This is a genomic window from Ciceribacter ferrooxidans, from assembly GCF_004137355.1.
Taxonomy (GTDB): Bacteria; Pseudomonadota; Alphaproteobacteria; order Rhizobiales; family Rhizobiaceae; genus Allorhizobium; species Allorhizobium ferrooxidans.
The window spans coordinates 1-256 of record NZ_SDVB01000314.1 but is presented as its reverse complement, the minus strand read 5'-3'; the positions used below and the strand labels follow the sequence as shown (position 1 = coordinate 256).

Here is a 256-nt window from a genome sequence, read left to right as displayed (position 1 = left end):
TGTCCTACCTGATTCTATTGGCAACCTCTCCTCTAGCATGGACAACCTTGTGTTGAGTAACAACATGCTTTCAGGGTTGGTACCCTCGAGCATAGGAAATCTTCATAGGTTAACTAAGCTTGGATTGGATTTCAACAGTTTTACTGGTTCGATTGATGGGTGGATTGGAAGCATGGTAAATTTACAGGCTTTATATCTAGATAGCAACAACTTCACTGGGAACATTCCAGCTTCTATTGGCAACATTTCCAAGATG

At 41.4% G+C, this 256-nt stretch carries 1 protein-coding gene; it reads left to right on the top strand.

The genetic code is table 11. The features are described from left to right. Nucleotides 1–37 precede the first annotated feature (37 nt). On the top strand, nucleotides 38–256 hold a 219-nt coding region (locus EUU22_RS26180; RefSeq protein WP_439329182.1), incomplete at its 3' end, for a hypothetical protein.